Annotated in this window: 8 protein-coding genes; 4 read left to right on the top strand and 4 right to left on the bottom strand. The window is 62.4% G+C overall.

From position 1 onward, the window contains the following. Window positions 1–24 precede the first annotated feature (24 nt). Both speA and H8F26_RS06815 read left to right on the top strand, forming a co-directional pair. Window positions 25–2028, top strand: a complete 2004-nt coding sequence (speA, locus tag H8F26_RS06810) for a biosynthetic arginine decarboxylase (RefSeq protein ID WP_197159035.1) — start codon at window positions 25–27, stop codon at window positions 2026–2028. A gap of 728 nt (window positions 2029–2756) precedes the next feature. Then, window positions 2757–4694, top strand: coding sequence for an adenylate/guanylate cyclase domain-containing protein (locus H8F26_RS06815; protein ID WP_197158473.1), 1938 nt, complete (start codon window positions 2757–2759; stop codon window positions 4692–4694). Here the strand turns inward: H8F26_RS06815 and H8F26_RS06820 are convergent. Both H8F26_RS06820 and H8F26_RS06825 read right to left on the bottom strand, forming a co-directional pair. Next, the gene (locus H8F26_RS06820) at window positions 4651–5334 is read right to left on the bottom strand and encodes a hypothetical protein (protein WP_197158475.1); all 684 of its coding nucleotides are present in this window, start codon (window positions 5332–5334) and stop codon (window positions 4651–4653) included. The two genes, H8F26_RS06815 and H8F26_RS06820, sit on opposite strands and share 44 nt — an antisense overlap. 15 nt (window positions 5335–5349) lie before the next feature. Further along, on the bottom strand, window positions 5350–5724 hold the full coding sequence (locus H8F26_RS06825; RefSeq protein WP_231605516.1) for a DUF3307 domain-containing protein: 375 nt from the start codon (window positions 5722–5724) through the stop codon (window positions 5350–5352). A gap of 44 nt (window positions 5725–5768) precedes the next feature. On the opposite strand from H8F26_RS06825, the gene H8F26_RS06830 reads away from it, so the two are divergent. Further along, window positions 5769–7262: a mechanosensitive ion channel family protein gene (locus H8F26_RS06830; RefSeq protein WP_197158476.1), complete on the top strand. Its 1494-nt coding sequence runs from the start codon at window positions 5769–5771 to the stop codon at window positions 7260–7262. 310 nt (window positions 7263–7572) lie between these two features. Here H8F26_RS06830 and H8F26_RS06835 read toward each other — a convergent pair whose 3' ends face one another. After that, entirely contained in the window at window positions 7573–18819 is an 11247-nt protein-coding gene (locus tag H8F26_RS06835) for a YDG domain-containing protein (RefSeq protein WP_197158478.1), read from the bottom strand. 753 nt (window positions 18820–19572) lie between these two features. Here H8F26_RS06835 and H8F26_RS06840 point away from each other — a divergent pair. Continuing rightward, window positions 19573–21291, top strand: a complete 1719-nt coding sequence (locus H8F26_RS06840) for a ShlB/FhaC/HecB family hemolysin secretion/activation protein (RefSeq protein WP_197158480.1) — start codon at window positions 19573–19575, stop codon at window positions 21289–21291. Between the two features lie 103 nt (window positions 21292–21394). On the opposite strand, the gene H8F26_RS06845 is transcribed toward H8F26_RS06840, so the two are convergent. After that, window positions 21395–22072 carry an SIMPL domain-containing protein gene (locus H8F26_RS06845; protein ID WP_231605518.1) on the bottom strand — a complete coding sequence of 226 codons (678 nt, stop codon included), beginning with the start codon at window positions 22070–22072 and terminating at the stop codon, window positions 21395–21397. Window positions 22073–22276: the final 204 nt, after the last annotated feature.

A 22276-nucleotide genomic window follows, 5' to 3' on the forward strand; every position in this document is an offset into this window, starting at 1 on the left:
CCCTCCCTCGCCGGCGAGCTGGCCATGGCGGCGTCCGGGTCTCCCACCTGGACCCCCGCCGACAGCGCCTCCCTTTACGGCCTCGACGGCTGGGGCGATCCCTACTTTTCGGTGAATGCCCGCGGCCATGTGCTGGTGCAGCCCCAGGGGGAGAGGGGCGGATCCCTGGATCTGGTCGAGCTGGTGCAGGGGCTGCAGGGCCGCAACCTGTCGCTGCCCCTGCTGATCCGCTTCGACGACATCCTCGAAGACCGGCTGGAGCGCCTCCATGCCGCCTTCGCCCGCGCCATCGCCCAGTACGGCTACGCCGGGCGTTACCAGGGCGTCTTCCCGGTGAAGTGCAACCAGCAACGCCATGTGGTGGAGCAGCTGGTGGAGAGCGGACGGCGCTGGCACTTCGGCCTGGAGGCCGGCAGCAAGGCCGAACTGCTGATTGCCCTGTCGCTGCTCGACGACCCCGAGGCCCTGCTGATCTGCAACGGCTACAAGGACCAGCGCTATATCGAGACGGCGATCCTGGCCCGGCGTCTCGGTCGCCAGCCGGTGGTGGTGATCGAGCAGGCCGATGAAGTGGAACGGATCATTCGCGCCAGCCAGGAGCTGGGGGCTGCTCCCTTCCTGGGCATCCGGGCCAAGCTCTCCACCCGCAGCACCGGCCGCTGGGGCAGTTCGGTGGGGGAGAAGGCCAAGTTCGGCCTGTCGATCCCGGATGTGCTGGCCACGGTGGAGGCCTTGCGCAAGGCCGACCTGCTGGGGGATCTGAAGCTGCTGCACTTCCACGTCGGCAGCCAGATCAACGACATCGCCGTCCTCAAGGACGCCCTGCAGGAAGCCGGGCAGATCTATCTGCAGCTGGTCCGACTGGGGGCACCAATGGGGTTCCTCGATGTGGGCGGCGGCCTCGGCATCGACTACGACGGCAGCCGCACCGCCACCGCCGCCTCCACCAACTACTCCCTGCAGAACTACGCCAACGACGTGGTGGCCACGGTGCGGGAGTGTTGCGAACCGCACGGGATTCCGCTCCCCACCCTGGTGAGCGAGAGCGGCCGCGCCATCGCCAGCCATTTCTCGGTGCTGGTGTTCGATGTGCTCGGCCGCAGCGGCGTGCCGGGAACCGTGCCGCCGCCGCAGGAGAACGAACCGCTGATCGTTCGCAACCTGCGCGACACCCTGGACGGCATCACGGGGATCGTGCAGGGCAGGGACAGCGAAGCCAAGGCTGAAGCCCCAGGCCTCGACACCACCGCCGCAACCACTGCTGAACCCGGGGACGTTCCCCCGCTGGAGCGGCTGCAGGAGGCCTGGAACGACGCGATCAAGTTCCGCGACGACGCTCTGGCCGCCTTCCGGCTCGGCTACCTCAGCCTGCCGGAGCGGGCCATGGCCGAACAGCTCAGCTGGGCCTGCGCCGAGGCCATCGCCGGGCAGCTGCCGGCCAGCGGGCCGATCCCCGAGGATCTGCGCGCTCTGCGGGCGGCCCTGGCCAGCACCTACTACGCCAATCTCTCGGTGTTCCGCTCCGCTCCCGACACCTGGGCGATTGATCAGCTCTTCCCGGTGATGCCGATCCACCGGCTCGACGAACGGCCCGACCGGCTGGGCAGCTTCGCTGACCTCACCTGTGATTCAGACGGCAAGCTGGCCCGCTTCATCGACCGCGGCCAGGTGAAGCCCCTGTTGGAACTGCACGATCTGAATCCCGGTGAGCCCTACTGGATCGGCCTGTTCCTGGCGGGGGCCTACCAGGAGGTGATGGGGAACCTGCACAACCTGTTCGGCAGCACCGATGCCGTGCACATCCGCCTCGGGGCCGGCGGCGGCTACCGGGTCGACCATGTGGTGCGCGGCAACACCAACGCCGAGGTGCTCGAGGCGATGGAACACGACCCGGAGCTGCTGCTGGAGCGGCTACGGGTGGCCAGCGAGGCGGCGATCGGCCGCGGCGACCTGCGGATCAGCGAAGTGCGCCGCCTGATGGATCACCTCGAAACCAGCCTGCGCCAGACCACCTACCTGCAGAGCTGACGGTGTCCAGCGCTAGCAACGGCCCAGGCAGGCCCGCAAGCCGCGTAGCTTTTCCCATCGGCCGCGCCAGCAGGGATCGGTGACCTGTCTGTACCGCAGCAGCGTGCAGCTCTTGCACTGGAGCAAGAGGCGACGCAACACCGCCACCATGCAGGATTCAACATCTGGAGATGATTCAGTGAGCCGAAGATGATCCGCCCACCTGACAGCGTTGGCCGAGGCGAGGCTTCCGGCATCACTTCCGGCATCACTTCCGACGGACGAAAGACGAACTGATTATGTCAGCCGCACAGACGCTCCAGTCCGCTCTCCTTGTGAGTGGCAATTTCCCCCTCGGGATCCAGCCCAGCCATCGGTGAGGCGGTAGTCGAGGCTCGACAGACCGGTGAGGAAGAAATAGCCGAGCCAGGCCTATGCCACGGGTATGGCCAACGGGATCGATCAGCCGTTTTCAGCGATTTTATGATATCGGCGATTGCCATGAAGCGCGATAGCACCGACAGATCCTCCGCGGAGTCGCCGCCCGCCAGCACAGCATCGAGCCGTTCGATGGCTGAAGGTTGGGTGGATATTGATGGGCTGCTCTTCAGGAGCTGCAGGAACCGTTCCACCACTGTCCAATGGCAGGCGATCTCCTGGATTGCCCAGCCTGTCCAGTCCTACCGATGGCGGCAGCATCGGACATAGGCGCCAGAATCGGGGCATTCCTCCTCTGAAAGATCGACGGCATGGGTCGCTGGAGCTTTGCCCTGCCGAGCCGTGATCGGATCCGCAGCCGCATCCTGACCCTGCTCAAGGGCATGGCCCCCTACGGCATGGCGGCCCTGCTGCTGCTGGGCCTGCAGCGCAGCCGGATCGCCGAAACCCTTGATCTCCTCCTCTACGACCTGGTCACCAGTCAACGCCCGGCGCCGGCTGGCAAGGCTCTGCCGATCACCATGATCGGCCTGGATGAGTCCGACATCCAGGCCTACGGCTGGCCGATCGAGGATGGCCTGCTCTGCCGGGCCATCGAGCGGCTGGGGCAGGAGGGGGCGGTGGCGATCGGCCTGGATCTGTACCGCGACAAAGGCATGGGGCCGAACCAGGCCTGCCTGCGGCAGCTGGTGCAGAGCGAGCCCCGTCTGGTCACGATCTTCAATGTGGCCGAGGGCATCGAGCCGATCCCCGGAGCTCCCCCCGAACGGCAGAGCTTCAACGATCTGGTGGTGGATGCCGATGGGGTGATGCGCCGCGATCTGGTCCACGTGGCCGGGCAGGATGAAGCCACCGTGTCTCTGGCCCTGCGGCTGGCGGAGGTTGCCAGCGGCAGCAAGACCCTGCGCGGCACTCTCGATCAGGGCTCGGCGCCTGGCCCCTGGCTGGAGAGCGAGTCCGGCGGATACCGCGGGCTCGATGCAGCGGGCTACCAGCAGATGCTGCCGTTCCGCCAACCGGGCAGCTTTCCCACCTGGAATCTGCAGGCCCTGCTGGCGGGCCAGGTGCCGGCGACGCAGATCCAGGGTCACATCGTGCTGATCGGCAGCACGGCGCCATCCCTGCGGGATCTGTTCGAGATTCCCCACACCCGCTTCACCAGTGGTGCCAAGCAGCTGCTGATGCCAGGCGTGGAGATCCATGCCCTGCGGGTGGCGGCCCTGCTGGAACGACAGAATGGCGATCTGCGGCTGCATGTCTGGACCTCTTCAGGCCAGCTGGACCTGGCCCTGGAACTGCTGGCCGTGGTGCTCGGGATCGGCCTCGGGGAGGCCTTCAGGACCCTGCGGCGCAGTGTGGTGGCGGTGGCTCTGGTGGGGCTGGGACTGGCCGGGGGGCTGGTGGCACTGCTTTGGCTTCAGCACGCCTGGATCGGTGCCGTCACCCCCCTGGCCGGCCTCTCTCTGATGGCCGGTGCCGGCTGGTTGCGCCGCGGCGCCGCCAGCCAGCAGCAACGCCAGCAGATTCAGCGGCTGCTGGGCCAGACCACCTCCCCGGCGGTGGCCAAGCAGCTCTGGGAGCAGCGAGAGGAGTTGCTGAGCGACGGACGCTTCGAGGGCCGCCAGCTGCCGGTCACGATTCTGTTCTCCGATACCTGCAGCTTCACCAGCGTGTCCGAGCAGCTCCAGCCAGCTGAACTGCTCAGCTGGCTGAACCGGGGGATGGCCTACTGCGTTCCGGCGATCACCAAACGGGGCGGCATGGTGAACAAGTTCACCGGCGACGGCTTCCTGGCCGTGTTCGGAGCACCGGTGAGCAACAGCCCCAGGGCCGATGCCCGTGCCGCGATCGAAACCGCCCTGGACATTCAGAACGGCCTGGACACCATCAACCAGGAGCTGGCCCGCGAAGGGGCCCCGGCGATGCACCTGCGCATCGGCATCCACTCCGGGGAAGTGCTGGCCGGTTCGATGGGCAGCAGTGAACGCCTGGAATATGCCGTGATCGGCGACACCGTGAACTGCGCCTCCCGGCTGGAGAGCATCGACAAAACCCGCCAGGACAACATCTGCCGGGTGCTGGTGTCATCGGCGACCCGGGCGCTACTGCCTGAAGACTGGGCCCTGGAGTGGGAGCACTGGGGCGAGCTGCAGGTGAAGGGCCGGCAGGAGCCACTCGACATCTGGGAGCTGCGCGGCGCAGCGCTCAGAGACAGCGCACCGGCAGCTCCGCCGGCCACTCCCCATTGACCACATCCGTCATCCCGAAGGACTTGGCCACCTGGGCCCGCGGCACGGTGGAGCCACAGAACCTGCGCAGTTGCTGCAGGGCAGTCTGCAGGGGCTTGTCCTCCGGCGTGCTGTCGTTATCAGCCACCAGCAGGCTCACCGCTGGCGGAGATTCCGACTGGACGAAGGCCAGGGGATTATTGGCTGCGGTGGCACTGCCTTCCTCGCATTTGTAGGCCGATTCCCAAACGGTGGGGACTTTCAGTGCCGACACAGCGAGCAGGGTGACACCCGCAGGAGACGCCGGCAGCAGCCGTTCGACACCCGACGAGTGGGCGGCATCGCTGTTGAGCGGACGGAAGGAGAGGCGCACGGGACGCGGGTTGGCGGTCGGCCCTTCCAGCAGACCGATCTGGAGGGACGAGCCCGGCGCGAACACGCTGGTGGAGGGCACCAGGTTGGCCACCAGCCTGGAACTGCACTCGCCGCGAGTTCCTCCTCCGACGCGTCGTCCTGGGAACGTGGACCGCAGGGATGACTGGGCCAATACCTCCGGCAGCTGGCTGGCAGCCACCAGTAACAGCAGGCCAGTTAGAAGGGCGTGGCGCTGCCGGATCAAAGTCCTGGAGGTGGATGGATTGCCTTCAGGGCGACCTGCCATGGATTCGAGCCTCTCTCATCCCCTCCACCCTGAAGCAAACATAGGGATTGTGGCCAGCCCCGCCCACAGGGCTTTGCAGAGAATATGGAGAAACTGATCGGTGTTGAGCCGGTACAGGCCGCGGCACTTGCCCAGGTCGATGAACGTGTGGATTCCCCATTCCGCCAGACCCAGCAGTGGCACGCCGGTGATCCAGGCCACCAGGAAGCCGTGGATGGCGGCATGGGCGGTGAGCCACCAGCGCCAGGAGAGCACCACATCGCAGCCTGGGCACTTCTCGACCGCCATGCGATCGCTCTGCAGCGCGAAATCCCCCACTAAATGCCCCATGGCGAGCATCAGAAACAGGTTGAAGGTCACTGCGGGATCATTCACGACCGCTCGGCACATGGGGAACATTCGCACCAGAATGATCGCGGTTTGCGCCAATGGCCATGCCCGCCCTCGACCGCCTCATTCTCACGATCGGGCTGGCAGTGGGTCTTTTCGCCCTTGCCGCCATGGTGCGGCGGCGGCCACACATGCCCCCTCTTCCCCTGGCTCTCCCGCTGGTTGCACTCGGGATCCAGGCCGTCGCCAGTCTGCTGCGCGGACCCCTGCAGGGGATCGATCTGCTGGGCCTGGATATGGCGCGCTGGCTGGACACGGGCGGTGCGCTGGCGGTGCTCTATGCCCTGATCCGCCTGGCGCTCTGGGGCTGTCTGCAGGTTCCGCCGGCCCTTGGCTGGTGGCCGCCTGTTCCGAAGATCCTGCGGGATCTGCTGCTGCTGCTGGCGGCAGCGGCCGTCACCGTACTGGTGCTGCGTGACTACGCCGGCGTCAATCTGGTGGGGCTGATCACCACCTCTGCCGTGCTCACCGCCGTGGTGGGGCTGGCGGCGCAGGAAACCCTCAAGGACCTGTTCGCCGGCATCACTCTGCAGCTGGATCCTCCCTTCCGCGAAGGCGACTGGATCGACCTGGGCGAGGCGAAGGGCACGGTGGTGGGACTCACGCTGATGAACACCCACCTGATGAGTTTGGATCGGGCTTGCGTCGTCGTTCCGAACGACACGGTGTCGCAGGCCGTGCTGCGCCGGTACAGGCAGAAGGATCCGGTGGGGAACGGCTTCAGCCTGGGGCTGGATTACAGCCTGCCGCCGGCCCAGGCGCAGCAGCTGATGCTGGCGGTGCTGCAGGAGCATCCCCGGGTGCTGGCCGATCCTCCCCCACGGATCTGGGTGGCCGAATACGGCGACAGCGCCATCGTTTACGACCTGATGGTGTGGCACTTCGACGCCACCGACGCCAGCCGGTACGACGTGCGCAGCGACCTGCTCTCCCAGATCTGGTATGCCCTGAAGCGCGCCGGCCACAGCGTTCCCTATCCGGTCCGCGAACTGCGGCCCAAGCGGCCCGACCGGGGCACCCCTCCGGCGGAACCTCTGGATTCGGAAGCACGGATGGCGCTGCTGACTGAGCACACCCTCTTCAGCAGCCTGGACGCGGACCAACGGGAGCACCTGGCCCGGGAAAGCCACTGCCTGCGCTTCGGCCCAGGGGAAACCGTGGTGCGCGAAGGCGATCGTGGCGACACTCTTTTTAAGATCGTCTTCGGGTCCGTGGAGGTGCTCAAGTCGGATGGGAGTACCACCTGCCACCGGGTGGCGACGCTCGGGCCGGGCGATGTGTTCGGCGAGATGACCCTCTTCACCGATGCGCCCCGCAGCGCCTCGGTGCGAACCACCAGTGAAACCCTGCTGCTGGAGGTGGAACGGCGTGACCTCCAACCGCTGCTGGAGAAGGATTCGGTGCTTCTGGAGCGCATCGCCCGGATGGTGCAGGAGCGGCAGGCAGGCCTCGATCAGCTGATGCAGCAGTGCAACCGACCCACGGAAGTGAGTGTGCTGCAACGGATGCGGCAGTTGTTCGGCGTTCTGCGGGGCTGATGGCGAGCCAGGCGGTGCGGCGTCATTGGCCGCGATGCCCTGCTTCGGCATCGGCCGGCAACCACCTTGCACACACACCTGCAAGGGCTCGATCTGGGGTTGCACCTGCGACAGCCGACTGACCCTCAGATCATTCACATCGATATCCTGCAGAGCCGAGCGCACGATCACCTGCAGGATCCCCTCCCACAGCACTCGCACTTCGGCCCTCGCATGAATCCACCGGGGCTAGCTGTGCGAGGACGGGGCAGGCCAGCAGCAGGGCGATCCCCCATGGGCGGGAAGACGGGAAAAGGCGGGCCATGGCTGATCACCAAGGAGTGCCGAGCAACTGCATTCCACCCCAGAAGTAGGGATGCGTCACGCCATTCTCCACGCGTCGCTGTTGCGCTTGGCTCAGCCCGCTGAGCAGAGCCCGTCCGTCAGTGCCGATCACCGCATCCCCCTGAAGTCGCACCGCGCCGCTGGCGAACGCCTTGCGGGTCGCCTGCAGGGCCTCCGCCTTCGGCATCCCCGCATCGAGGTAGCGATAAAACTGCACGAAGAGGGCTGATGTGGCCACATCGTCCACGTACCAGAGGGTGCCGATCGCACTGCGGGAGCCCGCCTGCAAGGCCAGTCCGGCAAAGCCGAGTTCACTGTCCTTGTCTCCCAGGGCGGTGCGGCAGGCACTGAGGGTGAACAGGTCGAGCGGCTGTCCATCGCGCCGCTGGCGCAGGCTGGAGAATTCCGCCAGGCTCATCGGCCCAACACCAGAGTAAAGCTGTGCCTTGGCGGGCCCGCCAGGCAGGAACTCGGCGTGGGTCGCCACATGAACCTGCTGGAAGGCCGGATCACCCGCCTTCTCTAGCAACAGCTCAGGCGTGAAAGCTGCATCCAGGAAAGCGCGTCCCGGGATCTCGAGTGCAAGCTGATCCAGCTCCTGAGGCACCAGCGGCAGCGGTGCCAGCCCGTCGAAACGGGACGCGCCGGTGCGCAGTTGACTCTTCTCCCCCGCCGGCGGTACATCCAGTGGCATCAAACCGATCGAGGGCGTCAGCGCAATGCCGATCCGTTCCGCCAGAAATTGCTGGCCATCGTGCAGGGCCGCAAATGGAACCGCCTGCAAGCCGGCATCCGCCGATAACAGAAGCGTCGTGAGCCCCAGAGAGTTGATGTCCTGTTCCATTGGTCGGATCAGAACGTCGTAGAGCTGGCGCGCGGGCGCCAAGGGATTGGCTAGGTCCATCGGACTCTGTTTGGCCAGTTGTCCGTACCACTGCCGCAGTCGCTCGCCAAACTGCCCTGTATCCACCATGACGCGGCGGCCCACCACTTCGCCCTCCGCCGGGACGAGCGTGATGTCGAGAAAGCCTTCTCCGTTGAGACTTCCAGCTGCGGCGTCGCTGCTGAAACTCATCCGCAGCGCTCCCAACTTGTATGGCGCGTAATTGGAGGCGCGCTGAACCCGCTGAAGCACACTTTGCACTTCCTCAGTTGTGAGGGGCGTGACACGGCGCCCTCCCGTTAGGGCGAGCTTCTCGGCAGTGTCATCGGAGGAGCGCTGTTCCCCCATCTGGAAAGCCTGAATTGCCTCGGCACTCGTCATCGGCAAGACCGTCAGTTGCAGGGGAGATCCCAGTCCATTGAGCAGATCGAGAGTGGAGGTCACTACATCCGCGGAGCGGAGAGCCTGCGCCTCCAGTAACGAACGGCTGAACGCATCCGTTTCCAGATCCGCCCGGGCCAGCCAGTCATCGCCCTCTAGATCGATTGACGTGAGATCTGCCTCCAGATCCACCTGAAACACGGTGCCGAAGGGGAGTGCCGCGAGCAATTCCTGAGTGACAGGCTCTCCGCTTGCCTGACCATCGTCAGGACGGAGGTCGAGGATCGACTCTGCCAGCAAGGCATCGCTGAGCACACCCGGCATCTCCGCAAGTTCGTCAGTGAAAAGGAAGGAACTCGTCTCCAGGGTGATTCGAATCGGTTGCTCCACAGTCACATCACCCCCTCCCCCCAGCGGCAACGGTGCTGATGCCTCCAGAGAGGGAATCACCTCCTCATCGGTGATGGGCGGCTGCTCAATCAGGGACTGAACGCTCAAGACCTGGTCCAGCAGTGACGACGAGACCGGCACTGGACTGGGGTTGGGCGATTGGCTCGACGCAGGTGTTGGCGTGGGGAGCGGAGTCGGCGTAGGACCCGGGGCTGGGATGGGCGTTGGCGAAGGTCCAGGCCCAGGAAGTGGCGTTGGCGTGGGGAGTGGGGTCGGCGTAGGACCCGGGGCTGGGATGGGCGTTGGCGTAGGACCCGGGGCTGGGATGGGGGTTGGCGTAGGTCCAGGCCCCGGAGTCGGAGTCGGTGTGCCACCGATGATCTGGATGGTGGCGTCGTTGAACAAGGTGGCAGGAGGTCGCGGGCCTGTCAGGAAGGCGCTGGAAGCCGTTGGACCAAGCTGAATTGTGACGCCGCCATCAATATTGAGAGCGTTCGTGTCCAAGGATCCGATTTGCACCAGGCCACCTGAAAGCCCAACGACGTTGAGGATGGTTCCGCGGCTGCCACCTCTGATGTCGAGACTGGATCCATTGATCCGCAAGGAGCCGCCAATCGCGGGGGGATCAGCGATTAAGTTGGAACCAATAACTACCACATTACTTGGCAGTGAGCGTAAGCCAATGTCAATCGCTCCTCCGTTATTTTCTCCAGAAGTATTTATGTCGCTGTTTAGTATATCAATTGTCCTGCCATCCAGGCTTGTCAGGCCTCCATCGGCGGCGCCACTGGTATCCAGTAAAGTGTTCTCCAAAAGCAAAGAGCCTGAATTGCTATTTAGAGCAATTGACCCTCCTGGGGACAGAATCTGACCCTGGGACAGGCTTAGTTCGCCACTGGCCTGGTTAATGGCAACAGTGTCAAAGCCGCTGATCAGACCTCCTGATTGTGAGTAGCTATCTGTCACGTTTAGGGAGCCAGAGCCACTCACTGATCCCCCGAGAAGATTCAAGGTTGCAACCTGAAGACCAGAATCAGCAACAATGTCTCCCCCGGTATTTGTAATTAAGCTGATTGCTCCAGGGGTAGTCGCTGCCAGGCGCACGCTGCCAGAATTCAGGAATTCAGCGGTAGAGAAGGCTCCTCCCAGGAAGTTAAAGGAGCCGCTTTCTGATATCTCTGTGGCTCCGGAAACGGCAAGTGATCCACCCTCCACTCTGAGTACGCCTCCAATATCCAGAGACTGCAACGACACGAAGCCAGCGCTGGAATCAAAAACAATCGATCCGCTGCCTTCTCCAATAAGCACTGAATCTACGTTGCCTAAGGTAGGAAGAGCATCCCAATTAGTAGATTCACTCCAAAGGCCACCTCCGCTGCCAAGCCAAGTCGATAGTGGGCGAGTTGTGATGCTTCCGTCTCCCTCGGCACTCGTATCGACGCTGTAATTATCAAGACTTGTTCCCTCTGACGCCTGATAGTTCTCTGCTGTCAACTCCGCCGACACACGGGTTGCCGCCAACACATCCTTGCTATTGAACTGACCCTCTGTCGGCAGGGACTGCAGGTCTCCTCCCTCCCCGTCTACAAAACCGGTCAGCTGGTAATCCTCGCTGGCCAGCTCTGCTGTTGTGGTGCCGTCATACTCCTTGCTCTGCGCACTCAGCGTCACCGTGAGAGCCTTTGGCGTGATGCTTCCGTCTCCCTCGGCACTCGTATCGACGCTGTAATTATCAAGACTTGTTCCCTCTGACGCCTGATAGTTCCCTGCTGTCAACTCCGCCGACACACGGCTTGCCACCAACACATCCTTGCTATTGAACTGACCCTCTGTCGGCAGGGACTGCAGGTCTCCTCCCTCCCCGTCTACAAAACCGGTCAGCTGGTAATCCTCGCTGGCCAGCTCTGCTGTTGTGGTGCCGTCATACTCCTTGCTCTGCGCACTCAGCGTCACCGTGAGAGCCTTTGGCGTGATGCTTCCGTCTCCCTCGGCACTCGTATCGACGCTGTAATTATCAAGACTTGTTCCCCTTGACACCTGATAGTTCTCTGCTGTCAACTCCGCCGACACACGGCTTGCCGCCAACACATCCTTGCTATTGAACTGACCCTCTGTCGGCAGGGACTGCAGGTCTCCTCCCTCCCCGTCTACAAAACCGGTCAGCTGGTAATCCTCGCTGGCCAGCTCTGCTGTTGTGCTGCCGTCATACTCCTTGCTCTGCGCACTCAGCGTCACCGTGAGAGCCTTTGGCGTGATGCTTCCGTCTCCATCGGCACTCGTATCGACGCTGTAATTATCAAGACTTGTTCCCCTTGACGCCTGATAGTTCTCTGCTGTCAACTCCGCCGACACACGGGTTGCCGCCAACACATCCTTGCTATTGAACTGACCCTCTGTCGGCAGGAACTGCAGATCTCCTCCCTCCCCGTCTACAAAACCGGTCAGCTGGTAATCCTCGCTGGCCAGCTCTGCTGTTGTGGTGCCGTCATACTCCTTGCTCTGCGCACTCAGCGTCACCGTGAGAGCCTTTGGCGTGATGCTTCCGTCTCCATCGGCACTCGTATCGACGCTGTAATTATCAAGACTTGTTCCCCTTGACGCCTGATAGTTCTCTGCTGTCAACTCCGCCGACACACGGGTTGCCGCCAACACATCCTTGCTATCGAACTGACCCTCTGTCGGCAGGGACTGCAGGTTTCCTCCCTCCCCGTCTACAAAACCGGTCAGCTGGTAATCCTCGCTGGCCAGCTCTGCTGTTGTGGTGCCGTCATACTCCTTGCTCTGCGCACTCAGCGTCACCGTGAGAGCCTTTGGCGTGATGCTTCCGTCTCCATCGGCACTGGTATCGACGCTGTAATTATCAAGACTTGTTCCCTCTGACGCCTGATAGTTCTCTGCTGTCAACTCCGCCGACACACGGCTTGCCGCCAACACATCCTTGCTATTGAACTGACCCTCTGTCGGCAGGGACTGCAGGTCTCCTCCCTCCCCGTCTACAAAACCGGTCAGCTGGTAATCCTCGCTGGCCAGCTCTGCTGTTGTGGTGCCGTCATACTCCTTGCTCTGCGCACTCAGCGTCACCGTGAGAGCCTTTGGCGTGATGCTTCCGTCTCCATCGGCACTCGTATCGACGCTGTAATTATCAAGACTTGTTCCCTCTGACGCCTGATAGTTCTCTGCTGTCAACTCCGCCGACACACGGCTTGCCGCCAACACATCCTTGCTATTGAACTGACCCTCTGTCGGCAGGAACTGCAGGTCTCCTCCCTCCCCGTCTACAAAACCGGTCAGCTGGTAATCCTCGCTGGCCAGCTCTGCTGTTGTGGTGCCGTCATACTCCTTGCTCTGCGCACTCAGCGTCACCGTGAGAGCCTTTGGCGTGATGCTTCCGTCTCCCTCGGCACTCGTATCGACGCTGTAATTATCAAGACTTGTTCCCTCTGACGCCTGATAGTTCTCTGCTGTCAACTCCGCCGACACACGGGTTGCCGCCAACACATCCTTGCTATTGAACTGACCCTCTGTCGGCAGGGACTGCAGGTCTCCTCCCTCCCCGTCTACAAAACCGGTCAGCTGGTAATCCTCGCTGGCCAGCTCTGCTGTTGTGGTGCCGTCATACTCCTTGCTCTGCGCACTCAGCGTCACCGTGAGAGCCTTTGGCGTGATGCTTCCGTCTCCCTCGGCACTCGTATCGACGCTGTAATTATCAAGACTTGTTCCCTCTGACGCCTGATAGTTCTCTGCTGTCAACTCCGCCGACACACGGGTTGCCGCCAACACATCCTTGCTATTGAACTGACCCTCTGTCGGCAGGGACTGCAGGTCTCCTCCCTCCCCGTCTACAAAACCGGTCAGCTGGTAATCCTCGCTGGCCAGCTCTGCTGTTGTGGTGCCGTCATACTCCTTGCTCTGCGCACTCAGCGTCACCGTGAGAGCCTTTGGCGTGATTTCACCTATGGCACCAGTGATGGTTTCACTCGCGAGCTGATACCCAAAAACCTTGTTTATCTCTTCGTCGACGATGGCCAGTCCAGAGACTTGTACATTTATCCCTGTACCTACATTCTTAACCCCCTGCCCCTCTAAGTCCACGAACAGACCCGAACCAGGGAGCGAGAAGTCGACGTTGTCACCATCTAGAATGCCTGTCACAACATAAGAGCTTCCTTCCAGCGTGGAGTCAGGTGTGCCGTCATACGTTTTCGAAACTGAGCCTTCAAGGCTGATTTCGATAATTGGTGAATTTCCATAAATCACTCCATTTCCTGATGCCGCTGCAATCGGTGTCCTATCGCCTTCGACCTTGCCGTATTGCTTGAAGCCACGTGGAAGAGCATTCACCTCTTCGGAGGGCTCGGCTGCATAGACAAGCCAGCGAGCTCCGAACTCCGCATCAACGCTCAGAACATAATCGCCACCATTATTCAGCAACGATCCTTCCCCAATGTTCAAGACAATAGAATCAAAGACACTATAATCATCCTTGGTGAAACTTGCGCTGATCTGTTCGTTGAGACTGATTATGTTGCCGGCATCGGTTTGAGCGTCAATCCGCACAGTTGAGCCGGATAAGGCTTGGAGCGTGACATTGCCCGCATCTGCATCTACTGATTCACCTTCTCCATATCTAGAGGGGGAAAGTTTGATGTCGATATTGCCAGTGCCTGCGTTGATCGTTGTGCCTTCGCCCATCCAAACTTCTGCTTCTCCAGGATCTCGAAATTCAAAATTTGCCAATGGATCGTTGGCGAGTAAGCTTACATCTGAGCCGTCTGTAGTAATACTGGAGTTCAGAACGATGGATCGCCCGGCCTGCAGAGAGAGGGAGCCACCAATCCCTTCAGGATTGTCGATGTTGATGTCGGATGCTGGAGTCAGCGTGATGTCATTATTTGCTTGCAGGATCACATCCGTTCCGCTGTTTGCGATCGCTTCAATCTGCGCTGGGGTCAGAATCTGATCAGAGCCGAGCATGTCAGAAGGGATGTTGCCTTCCGCCACCTGCAGCAGGCCAACACCGAACGCAGTGGCGGAATCTGTGGATGGTGAGCCAACAACAAATCGATCACCATCAAGCCCAATAATCTGTGATTCACAGCCTTCACCACAAACTGTCCCATAGCCTTGGTACGGTTGCGTACCGAGGAGCGAGTTCAAGCTGGTTGCAGGCCCAGACAAGCCAACACTGCCATCCCCCCATGTCACGGCACCCGCGTTTTCGATCAGCCCAGAGGTGGATGAGGCATCTACGAAGGGGCTGCTCACCACAAAGTTGCCATTGCTCAAGACTGTCACGCCACCCTGGCCCACACTATCGAATGAAAAAGAGCCCACCAGTGAATTGGCGGCAGTCACCGCGCCCACCGTGCTGCCACTGCTACTTCCCCATGTCACAGCACCAGCATTTGTAATCAACCCGCTAGAACCAAATGGGTCATCCCAGCTTGGGCTTATTAACACATAATTACCGGTTCCGACTTCTACAACGCCGAAACTGCCAATCCGATCATTAGTGGTAGAGCCTACCAATGAATTTGTATCGTTGACCTCACCCACCGTGCCACCACTCCCATTCCCCCAGGTCACGGCCCCCGCATCTGAGATCAGCCCAGAATCGGATGGGGCATCCCAAAAGTAACTGTTCACCACATAGTTGCCATTGCTCAATGCTGTCACGCCACCAATCCCTACATAGTCAAACGTATTCGAGCCCACCAGTGAATTCCCTGAGCTCACCACACCCGCTGTACGCGTTCCTGTGACACTTCCATTCCCCCATGTCACAGCCCCGACATTAGAAGCAGTGAGGGAATTCCATTCGTGACTAGCCACCACATAGTTTCCATTGCTCAATGCTGTCACGCCACCCAGGCCCACTCGATCCCCAGCAAGAGAGCCCACCAGTGAATTTTCAGAGCTCACCACACCCGCAGTACGCGTTCCCGTGACACTGCCATTCCCCCAGGTCACGGCCCCTGCATCTGAGATCAGACCCGAATCGGAGGGAGCGTTCCAGGATGGACTATTTACCACGTAATTACCATTGCTCAATGGCGTCACGCCAAACTCGCCGACATAATCAAATTCATTCGAGCCCACCAAGGAATTGGTAGAACTCACCGCCCCACTGATGCCTGTTGCCCCATTCCCCCAGGTCACGGCCCCTGCATCGAAGATCAGACCCGAACGGGAGGGAGCGTTCCAGTTCGGACTGCTCACCACATAGTTGCCATTGCTCAATGCTGTCACGCCACCAGTCCCTACAGAGTCAAACGTATTCGAGCCCACCAGTGAATTCCCTGCACTCACCTCACCCACCGTGCCACCGCTCCCATTCCCCCAGGTCACGGCCCCCGCATCTGAGATCAGCCCAGAATCGGATGGGGCATCCCAAAAGTAACTGTTCACCACATAGTTGCCATTGCTCAACGCTGTCACGCCACCAATCCCTACATAGTCAAACGTATTCGAGCCCACCAGTGAATTTTCTGAGCTCACCACACCCACCGTCCGCGTTCCCGTGACACTGCCATTCCCCCAGGTCACGGCCCCTGCATCTGAGATCAGACCCGAATCGGAGGGAGCGTCCCAGTATGGACTATTGACCACGTAATTTCCATTGCTCAATGGCGTCACGCCAAACATGCCGACATAATCAAATCTATTCGAACCCACCAAGGAATTGGTCGAACTCACCGCCCCACTGATGCCTGTTGCTCCATTCCCCCAGGTCACGGCCCCTGCATTTGAGATCAGACCCGAATCGGAGGGAGCGTCCCAGAAAGGACTGTTTACCACGTAATTACCATTGCTCAATGGCGTCACGCCATACTCGCCGACATAATCAAATCTATTCGAGCCCACCAAGGAATTGGTCGAACTCACCGCCCCACTGACGCCTGTTGTCCCATGCCCCCAGGTCACGGCCCCTGCCGCTGAGATTAGTCCAGAATCTGATGGGGCATCCCAGTCAGGACTAAGCACCACAAAGTTACCATTGCTCAGCTCAACGGCGCCATAATTTCCCACCTGATCATCAGGATTAGAACCATGCAGCGTCGATAGCAAGGCCCCGGTTTGGCCATTAAAGAGATAGACCGCTCCTGCATCGGCAGCGACTGCATCATCGTCAGGGTCGAAAGCCAGAATGTTTCCACCGCTCAGCACCAGTACATCACGTCCAAATCCCCCATACTCCACTGGATTCGGATCCACCAGATCTGTGACCAAATAGCTTCCCTCCTTTGGGGTCGCGGAGGCATCAATGATGATATTTTTGGGGTCTAGCAGCAGGGTGCCTGCCTTACCCTTTGGCGCTGACGCATCGGCCGTTCCACCAAAGGTCAGCAGTTCCTTGCCGGACACCTCCAGCAGGCCGCCATCACCGCCCTGTAGTCCGCCCTTGGCCGATACGGAGCCATAGAAACGCGTCGTATCATCCGACCAGACAATCACCGTTCCGCCATCACCTTGGCCGGTTGCATCTGCGTTCAATGTTGTGGAGAAGGTGACCGTGGTGGATCGGGCATTCGCGGCTCCGCTCGGCAGCGCCGCTCCCCGGAATCCTCCCCCCACCTGGATCGAACCGCCGCCACCGTCACCGCTGGCATCGGCACTGGCGCCCTGCAGCTGGATTGTGGTCCCACTGATCTCGATGCTGCCGCCCTGGGCCTGCTCGCCCGTGCCGATCGCCTCATAGGTGCCGGAGCTGAACAGGTTCCTTCCCGCTGACACCGTGATGCTGCCTCCGAGTTCCGTGCCGCTGGCCTGCAAGACGGACGCAGCCGACTGGATCACGTTGCCGCCCGCCTCCAGCTGGATCACACCACCGTTGCCCGCCGAACCGGTGGCACGCACTTCCGCCGAGCTCATCAACGTCTCAGCGGCAGTCAGCACCACACTGCCGCCGCTGCTGCCGCTGGCCCGAATGGCGCCACTTTGAAGCACCGTGCCACCGGCAATCGTGACCTGCCCCCCCCGGCCACTGGCCGGTGGAACCTGAGCTGTCGTCGATGGTGTTGTTGGTGACACCAACGGGGTCGATGGGGCCAGGAGGGCGGCAGCCGGTGCTTCAGCCGTAACGGCTGTCACATCCAGAGCAGAAACGTCATTGCTCAGGGACGCGATCACATCCTCCGTCACGAGGGGAGCTTGCACCGTGGACATGTCCTCAGCGGAGACCTGACTGGCCAGGGGCTCGAGCACCGCAGCCTCCAGCAGCGGAGCTTCCACCACAGTCACGGCGTCCGGTGGTGGTTCCGCCAGCGCTGCGTTCAGGTCTGTGGTGCCGGTCTGCGGCGCAAAGCTCCAGCTGCCGCTCGTGCCGCTGTTCTCCACCACCGTGCCGCTACCGCCATCGGTGCTGCCTTCCGCAGAGCCACTGCCGGAGGCATTGATCATGCCGCCGCTGATCAAGACCCGCTGCCCCTTCAGCTCAATCCGTCCCCCATCGGCCAGCACCGCCTTAGCCGGGATCCCATCAGCTACCGCTGGCGGCGGTGTCGAGGCGGCGGCGGCTACACCCACCGGGGCGGACGGTGCTGGATCACTCGAACCCGCATCAGCTGGTCCGGAGTCGCCTGATCCGGCTTCAGCCACGATTACAGCACCGGATGGCCAGGCTGCATCGCTGCTGGCCTCAGGCATCGCCTCGGATGACGGTTCCGAGGCTGAGGCTGCCGATCCCTCGCTGGCGACATCTGGTCCTGCTTCCGGGGCGTCCGTGCTATCCGCATCAGATGTCTCGAGACCTGTCTCGCTGGCACCATCCGCCGCGGCCTCGGATCCACCGGTCTCTGATCCACCGGTCTCTGTTCCACCGGTCTCGGATCCATCGCTGCCGGCCTCACTGGCCGACGCCTCTTCCTCCTCTGCGGCCGCAACAATCGTGGCCGGATCGTTTCCGGCACCATCGCCAGCGCTCTCTGGCTCGCTCGCCACTTCACCGCCGTCGCCGTCGCCGCCAGTGGCGAGCACATCGGTGTTCTCCAGCGTCAGATCTCCCACCGCCGCCAGCACCACGGTTCCGCCACCGGTGGCTCCGCTCGAATCGATGCGGCTATCGCGAACACTCACCACCTCTCCTTCCACCGCAATCCGCCCGCCCACGCCATCGGCGCTGCTCACGTTCAGCTCACTGGAGCTGATGCTCACATCACGGCCGGCCACCTCGATCTCGCCGCCACTCACCAGCAGACGCGCCGCCTGCAGAATCACATTGCCGCCCTGGGCATCCATCAGCAGGCTCTGATCCACCGTGAGCGTGCCGCCAGCGAGGCTCAGATCGCCATTGCTACTCAACCCCAGCGCCGCCAGACTGGCCGAGTCCGTCACCAGGCCAGAGCGGCCCCGCAGCGGTTCACCACTGAGCAGGGCCGCCTGGGCCGGCGTTGTTCCCAGCACATCAAACAGGCCAGATCCAATCCGCAGAGCCGTGGCGGTACTGAGATTGAGATGCTGCACATTCTGGAATCCGCCGGAGCCACTGATCGTGATCCCGCCAGGAGACAGCCAGAACAGATTTCCTTTGCTGCTCAGTGAAACCGGCTTATCAATAAAGCTGCCCAGAGAATTAATCACCCCTACCATGACATTGCTATATCCACCCGACTCAATCCGCACTCCCGTGATGCCGCCGCGCGTATCGAACGCACCGAAGCGATGAAACAGATTGCGCCCTGCCCCCGTTCCGCCACTCACGCCGCACAGGCCGGCTTCACAGCTGCCGTCCCTGACCCCATTCACCACCGTGCCCAGGCTCCTCGCTCCTGCCGCTCCCTTCACCTCCGCCGCCGCACGACCAGCGCCCAGGAGCAGCCCCGTGAGGCCCAGGCCGGCCCCGAGGCCCAACGCCCACAGGCGGAATTGAGGCTTTGCCGTCATGGGGGGAGGTGGCTGTCGTTGATGCCGCGAGGCGCCAAAGCCCCCACTGAGGCCGTAGAGGTTGCCGCGACTCGTCAGGCCTATCGCCAATGAGTTCAGCATAGGATGGAAAAACTTGACTTATGAGCTCAATTTTAGAGCACGCTCGCGTTGAGCACGTCCGAAACTATCCATCTTCTTCTAACAGCAGGCTCTGCGATTGTCTGCCCTTGAGTAGCAATCGCTACCATGGCTGTCGGGAATGCCCGCGCCAGAAGCCCTGGTATCGCGGATGACCCATGCCCCGCCGGGCTCTGCCTGTCCAATTGCCGTCGACCGCCTGAAGGGCAGAGTCCCTGCCGCACAGCTTTGAAGTCGTTCAGTCGATCGAAACAGCGGCACACCAGCCTTCACCACCCTCGATCCTTCCGTTGACAATTCCCGGTTGGAATTGCGTTCTGTGGGCATCAGATGCTCCTCCTGTTAGCCCAGCTGGTTGCGCCGCCGCTGCAGAACAGTCCGATTCGGCTGCCCGGACCCGATGCCGGGGAACAGCGTCCGGCCCCCCGGGGAGAGCAGCAACCGGTTCCGGTGGAGATTCAGGAACCGATCGATGGCGAGCCCCCGGCCCAGACGCCCGATTCCCCGGATCAACCCGGCACCGAACCACCAGCCGTACCCGGCGACTTCGGCAGCAGTGCAGAGCCCCGGGTGGAGGGGCTCACCGTCTACGACGCCTCTGATCTCTCAACAATCCTGGCCGGGTGCGGCGCCGGCGAGGCATCGGCCCAACGGCTCCAGACCTGTGCTGCAGTCCTCACGGCCCGGTTGGTGGCCGATGGCTATCTCAACAGCCGTGTCTATGTCAAAGCCACACCAGCCCCTGGCTACCTGGAGGTGGTCGAAGGGCGAGTGGTGGAACTCCGCGTCAACAGCGACGACGGCCGCCTCAGCCGCAAGGTGTCGCGGCTGCTGGCTCCCCTGCAGGGCTCGGTGCTGCACTTGCCCACCGTGGAGCAGCAACTGCAATTGCTGAAGCGCCTGCCGGGTGTGGCGAACGTGCGCGGCAACCTTTCACGCCTGGGCAGCGACCCTTCCCAGGCGGTCTTCACGGTGAGCTTCCAGCCCAGCGACCAGCCCTGGCAAGGCGAATTCTCCCTCCGCAACGACGGCTCCAACGGCTCCGGTGAGGCACGCGCCATCGGCACCATCGCCAAGGCCAACCTGGCCACCCGCGGCGACACCCTGCTGATCTACAGCGAGCTCGGCACAGACAACACGCCCTCACTCGGGGCTGTGATCACGTCGGTGAGCTACACGGTGCCCCTGGCCGATCAATGGAACTTCACCGGCGCCTTCGGTTACAGCCGCCGCAACCTGATCGAGCTTCCCTCCCCCACGAACGGCATCTCCACGACCCAGTTCCAGGGGCTGGGCCAGGTCGAGTGGGTGTTCAAGGACACCCTCAGCCAGCGCTGGAGTCTGTTCGCCGGATTCAGCGGCGACCGCAGCACTACCTACCTTGACGGCAGGGCCCTGCCGGACCTGGTGCCGGAGAGCGTGCGCTCCCCCAGCAACGGCTACCTGCGGGTCGGTCTGGCCGCCAATGGACTCAGCGGCTCGCTGGGCTGGGCTGGCAACGTCTATCTGCTGCAGGGCATTGCCGCCGCCACACCCCAGCAGCAGCGTAAGGAGCTGGCTCAGGTGGATCTCTATCCCGGCGAAGCCACCGCCCTCGGCGGCCTGATCTCAGCGGCCTGGGCCTTTGCCCCCAGCTGGCAACTGAACCTGCGGGCCGGCGGCCAGGTGGCCTTCAAGCCCCTGACCAACTCGATGCAGTTCACCGTGGGCTCCGATGCCGGCATCCGCGGCCTGCCCGGCCAGTTCCTCAGTGGCGACAACGGCTGGCTCGGCACCGCCGAGGTGGCCTGGACCTTCTGGCAGAAGAACAACCAAAGCCTCCAGCTGGTGCCGTTCATCGGCATGGGTGGTGTGACGACCACCCTGGCGGGGGTCACCTTCTCCGACACGGTGGGCTCCGGCGGGATCCTGGCGCGCTGGTTGGCCGGCAACAGCTGGCTGGTGGAACTGGGCTGGGTGGAACAGTTCGAAACCAACGACAACCTGGGCGAATGGACCGACTGGGCCCTGGGCAAGGGCCTGTACGCCCAAGTGAAGTACCGATTCTGAGCGGGGGGGCGTCCGGACACCTGCCTGGGAGAAAGGTGTTACAGCCCCGCGACGTGCCCCGACAAGATTGAGCTTGCCCGGATCGATCGCCGTGGCGCCAATCTCAGCGCGCGCAGAACTGGGCCTGCAGCTGCAGCCTGTCGATCGGACTGGGCAGTTCGGCCGGATCGAAGGGTGGAGGCGCGGCCGCATCGGCGGCCCTGGCCAGCATCGGCACTGGCCTGAATCCGCCATTCACCGAAACCTGCAGCGGCCGCACATGACTGAGCCCGATCGCTTCAGCGAGCTCGCGGCCCTGCCGCAAGGCATCCTGATACGCGAGCCTCAACAGCTCGCGCCGCACGGCAACATCGGCGATCGGATCCGCCTGAGGGCGAACCGGCGCTAGCTGGACACCCGGCAAGGCACCCACGTCACGGACCAAGCGCTGCAAACGCTCTGGTGCCAGATCGCCACTCACCTGCAGTTGTGCTGTGATCCGGGCCGGTCGATTCGATTCCGCTGAGCGCTGCCATGTCGACGGAGAGCTCACCCGCAGATCGTTGACATCGAGATCCTGAAGTGCTGAGCGCACAGCGGCAAGACGGCGCTGCAGTTCTGCCAGGGCGGCATCGGCCGAGGCCGCCTCCGCCTCAAGCCCAAGGGAGATGCTCAGCCGCTGGGTGGCGCGTTTGCGTTCAGCACTGCCCTGAGCCTCCAGCAGGGTGCCCTCACACAGCACCTGCACCTGGGCGTGGACAGGTTTCGCCAGGGTGAGCAGAACCAGGGCAGGGGACAGCATCAGCTGGGTCGCCCCCCAGGTGGACCAGAAACGGGTAACGGATGCCATGACCGATCACCAGGATGTGATGAGGAGCTGCATCCCACGCCAGAAGGATGGATGCACGCATCCATCCTCGACCAGCAGCCGATCAGCCACTGGCCCAGTCCAGGCGCGTGAAAATGGGTTGGTCGTGCCGCTGGCCTGGATCCCTGATCGCCGCGG

The organism is Synechococcus sp. CBW1006, assembly GCF_015840525.1.
In the GTDB taxonomy this organism is placed as follows: Bacteria; Cyanobacteriota; Cyanobacteriia; order PCC-6307; family Cyanobiaceae; genus CBW1002.

Coding starts and splice junctions, on each gene's coding strand:
- speA (WP_197159035.1), top strand. CDS start 25: ATGGCGGCGTCCGGGTCTCCCACCTGGACCCCCGCCGACAGCGCCTCC.
- H8F26_RS06815 (WP_197158473.1), top strand. CDS start 2,757: ATGGGTCGCTGGAGCTTTGCCCTGCCGAGCCGTGATCGGATCCGCAGC.
- H8F26_RS06820 (WP_197158475.1), bottom strand. CDS start 5,334: ATGGCAGGTCGCCCTGAAGGCAATCCATCCACCTCCAGGACTTTGATC.
- H8F26_RS06825 (WP_231605516.1), bottom strand. CDS start 5,724: ATGTGCCGAGCGGTCGTGAATGATCCCGCAGTGACCTTCAACCTGTTT.
- H8F26_RS06830 (WP_197158476.1), top strand. CDS start 5,769: ATGCCCGCCCTCGACCGCCTCATTCTCACGATCGGGCTGGCAGTGGGT.
- H8F26_RS06840 (WP_197158480.1), top strand. CDS start 19,573: ATGCTCCTCCTGTTAGCCCAGCTGGTTGCGCCGCCGCTGCAGAACAGT.
- H8F26_RS06845 (WP_231605518.1), bottom strand. CDS start 22,072: ATGCTGTCCCCTGCCCTGGTTCTGCTCACCCTGGCGAAACCTGTCCAC.